General features: G+C 65.5%; 4 protein-coding genes. 1 reads left to right on the top strand and 3 read right to left on the bottom strand.

Features of this window, described 5'->3' with window-relative positions; all coding sequences use genetic code 11:
- On the bottom strand, positions 1-226 hold a 226-nt coding region (locus tag IM708_RS20560; RefSeq protein WP_209428424.1), incomplete at its 3' end, for a hypothetical protein.
- A 329-nt stretch (positions 227-555) separates the two neighbouring features.
- Positions 556-1269 carry a DUF5765 domain-containing protein gene (locus IM708_RS20555; RefSeq protein WP_209428423.1) on the bottom strand — a complete coding sequence of 238 codons (714 nt, stop codon included), beginning with the start codon at positions 1267-1269 and terminating at the stop codon, positions 556-558.
- A 169-nt stretch (positions 1270-1438) separates the two neighbouring features.
- On the opposite strand from IM708_RS20555, the gene cobS reads away from it, so the two are divergent.
- Positions 1439-2425: a cobaltochelatase subunit CobS gene (gene cobS, locus IM708_RS20550; RefSeq protein ID WP_209428422.1), complete on the top strand. Its 987-nt coding sequence runs from the start codon at positions 1439-1441 to the stop codon at positions 2423-2425.
- Between the two features lie 36 nt (positions 2426-2461).
- On the opposite strand, the gene IM708_RS20545 is transcribed toward cobS, so the two are convergent.
- A complete protein-coding gene (locus tag IM708_RS20545) occupies positions 2462-3043 on the bottom strand; it encodes an exopolysaccharide biosynthesis protein (protein ID WP_209428421.1) in 582 nt (193 codons plus the stop codon).
- Positions 3044-3387 lie beyond the last annotated feature (344 nt).

Below are 3387 nucleotides of genomic sequence, written 5' to 3'. Positions count from 1 at the left end.
AGACGCTCGAGATCACCTCGGACATCGCACTTTGGTACCGCCCCGGAACGCCGCCCAGACCAATCCGCTGGGTGCTTGCCAGAGACCCCGAAGGCAAGCGGCACCCGCAGGCCTTCTTCAGCACCGACACCGCCCGCGCGCCAGCCGACATCATCGCTTCGTCCGCCGCTGGCAGATCGAAGTAACCTTCGCCGAAACCCGCGCATAGCTCGGCGTCGAAACCCAACGGCAATGGTCCGACAAGGCGATTGCCCGGACAACGCCCGCCTTGCTCGGCCTCTACAGTCTCGTCTCCTTATGGGCCTGCGATCTGCTGAACCACGCGAGCATGCCATACGCCGCGGCCTGGTATCGCAAGACCAACCTGACCTTCACAGACGCCATCGGCGCCGTCCGCCTTGCTCTGTGGGTCAGAGACAGTTTTCAACACTCGCCGTAAAACCGAGACACGAAAAAAATCCCGCCCGACCGCCTCATGCGTATGGCAGAGGCACTATGCTTCGCCGCATAACGTACAAAGTCGATCTCAGGCGTTTACCGCAATGAAACCTTTGCTCACGCCGGCAGCGGGCGCCCCTCGAAGCGGCGGCGGATCGCCGGGCTGAGTGCGATCAATATGATCCCGATCGAGAACAGGCACCAGATCGCCGGCATCTCGTTCGGGTTGCCGGTCAACTGCATCGCAAGGAAGGGCCCGGCAAGCGCGTGGAACAGGACGAACCGCCAGGCGCCGTAAAGCAACGGCAGCACGAAGCCCGCGATCATGTAGCTCGTGAAACCCCAGTTCACCCCCATCGACGTCTCGAAGGGCGCAAGCAGGCCGTTGTAGGGCACGTCCCAGGCCAGGTGCCAGGTGCCCGACACGGTGCAAAGCCGCTCGCCGCAAAGCGCGCTGTCCGGCGCGCAGGTGCCCGCCCAGGCGAAGGGATATAGCTGCATCAGCATCACCACCGACGAAAGCGCGCAGAGGCTGAAGACCACCGTCTTCAGCCGCACGCTTACGCCGCGCGGGACAAGCTGCATGGCAAAGGCATTGATGAACAGGGGCTGGAAGACGATGTGCAGAAACGACAGAAAGGTCACCGACTGATTGGACGGCGTGCCGCATTGGTCGATCACCAGATAGCCGGCGAGTTGCAATCCCTCCATCAGCGTGAAGAAACCCAGCGTCACCGGGATCACGGGTGCCTCGCGGCGCCGCAGGGTAACGACGGTCGCCGCCGTCCCGAGGCCGACCATCGCCACCGTAGCACCGATACTCCAGCACATTGCGTGCTCCGCCTCGTTGAACGCGCCGACACTATGCCGCGACGCGCTGTTGTGGCAATCCCCGATCCGCTTGGCAGCCCGCGTCCCTTGCCCTTGCACGCTCGGGCAATATGCTCCATGACACGCGAAACGGATATGCGTGGCCGTGGCTTGTCGCGCGACTGGACGAATGGCGGACGGAATGGCGAACGAGATGCAGAAACCCACCGAGGAACTCTCGGTGCGCGACGTGTTCGGGATCGACACCGACATGACGATCAAGGGCTTCGCGGAGCGGACCGACCGCGTGCCCGACATCGACCAGACCTACAAGTTCGACCCCGAGACGACGCTCGCCATCCTTGCCGGGTTCCAGTACAACCGCCGGGTGATGATCCAGGGCTATCACGGCACCGGGAAATCGACGCATATCGAGCAGGCCGCGGCGCGGTTGAACTGGCCGGCGGTGCGCATCAACCTCGACAGCCACATCAGCCGGATCGACCTGATCGGCAAGGACGCGATCAAGCTGCGCGACGGCAAGCAGGTGACCGAGTTCCACGAGGGCATCCTGCCCTGGGCGCTGCGCCACGCCTGCGCCATCGTCTTCGACGAATACGATGCCGGGCGGCCGGACGTGATGTTCGTCATCCAGCGGGTGCTGGAACATGACGGCAAGCTGACGCTGCTGGACCAGAACGAGATCATCACCCCGCACCCCAGCTTCCGGCTGTTCGCCACCGCCAACACGGTGGGCCTGGGCGACACGACCGGGCTTTATCACGGGGTGCAGCAGATCAACCAGGCGCAGATGGACCGCTGGTCCCTGGTGGCGACGCTGAACTACCTGTCGCACGACGCCGAAACCGCGATCGTGCTGTCCAAGAACCCGGCCTACAACACCGCCAAGGGCCGGCAGGAGATCAGCCAGATGGTGACCGTCGCCGATCTGACGCGCACCGCCTTCGTCAAGGGGCAGTTGTCCACGGTCATGTCGCCGCGCACGGTCATCACCTGGGCCGAGAATGCGCGCATCTTCCGCGATATCGGCTACGCGTTCCGGCTGACCTTCCTCAACAAGTGCGACGAGCTGGAACGCCAGACGGTGGCCGAGTTCTACCAGCGCTGTTTCGGCGAGGAACTGCCCGAGAGCGCGGCCAGCGTCAGCCTGGCCTGAACCGGCCTTTCGGCGGACCCGTCGCGCCGGCCGGTCTCACATGAGCGCGAGCGCGGCCCCGGCGGCGATGCCGACGACGGCGTAGCCGAGAAGCATCACCAGCCCGTCGCGCACCAGGATCCCCGCGGCGAAAAACCCGATCGCCACGGCGGCGATCGAGATGACGAAGGGCAGCATCTCCATCAGGGGCGTGACCAGCGCGATCGCAAGGCAGGTCACAAGCGCTGCGTAATTCCACGGACGTTGCGCGATCCAGGTCATCCGGGGCTTCAGCAGCCCGTCGATCCAGCCGACGGGCTTGCGCAGAAAGCCGACCGCCTTGTCCAGCTTGCTGCGCGAAACGCCCCGCCGGGCGATGAACTGCGGCACCCAGAGCGTGTCACGCCCCATCATCATCTGCACCACGATCAGGGCGACGATGATCCCCGTGACCGTCGGCACGCCCGGAATGCCCGAGATCGGCGAGGCGGTCAGCATCGCCGGCACCAGCAGGATCGGCGCGAGCGAACGGTCCCCGAACTCGTCGAGGATCTGCGCGACCGTCACGTGTTCGCCTTCGCCCGCATCAGCGAGCTTGCCGAGAACCTCGGTCAGTGTCGGGGTCGCGTCGCGGGTCACGGGCCTACCTCTCCGGGGGGTGAACGCCCGAAAGGGCGTACGGCTCCGGCGGGCTGCCCGGACGGCTGGCGGCAACCGCCCGATCCGCGCGCCAATCCGGGCGGGTGGCCCTTCCCACGGGGTGGAGGCGGGCACTCCGCCGGTCCGCGACCCTCCTGCGCGGCGGGCGCGCCGAGAGGTTTCAATCCGGCATACTACACGACTCTCGGATTTTTTCGCAGTTTGGAGGCCAAGTGTCGCCAGGGCTCGGCGGCCTGATCCGGGTCGGTTCTGAGGAGGCTTCGGATTTGGAAGAGGCCGATGCGGAAGCGGGATTGGGCCGGGTAGCCGTGGGACTTGCGTGG

It is taken from the genome of Pararhodobacter sp. SW119, assembly GCF_017811755.1.
GTDB lineage: Bacteria > Pseudomonadota > Alphaproteobacteria > Rhodobacterales > Rhodobacteraceae > Pararhodobacter.
This window is presented reverse-complemented; position numbering and strand designations above follow the sequence as displayed.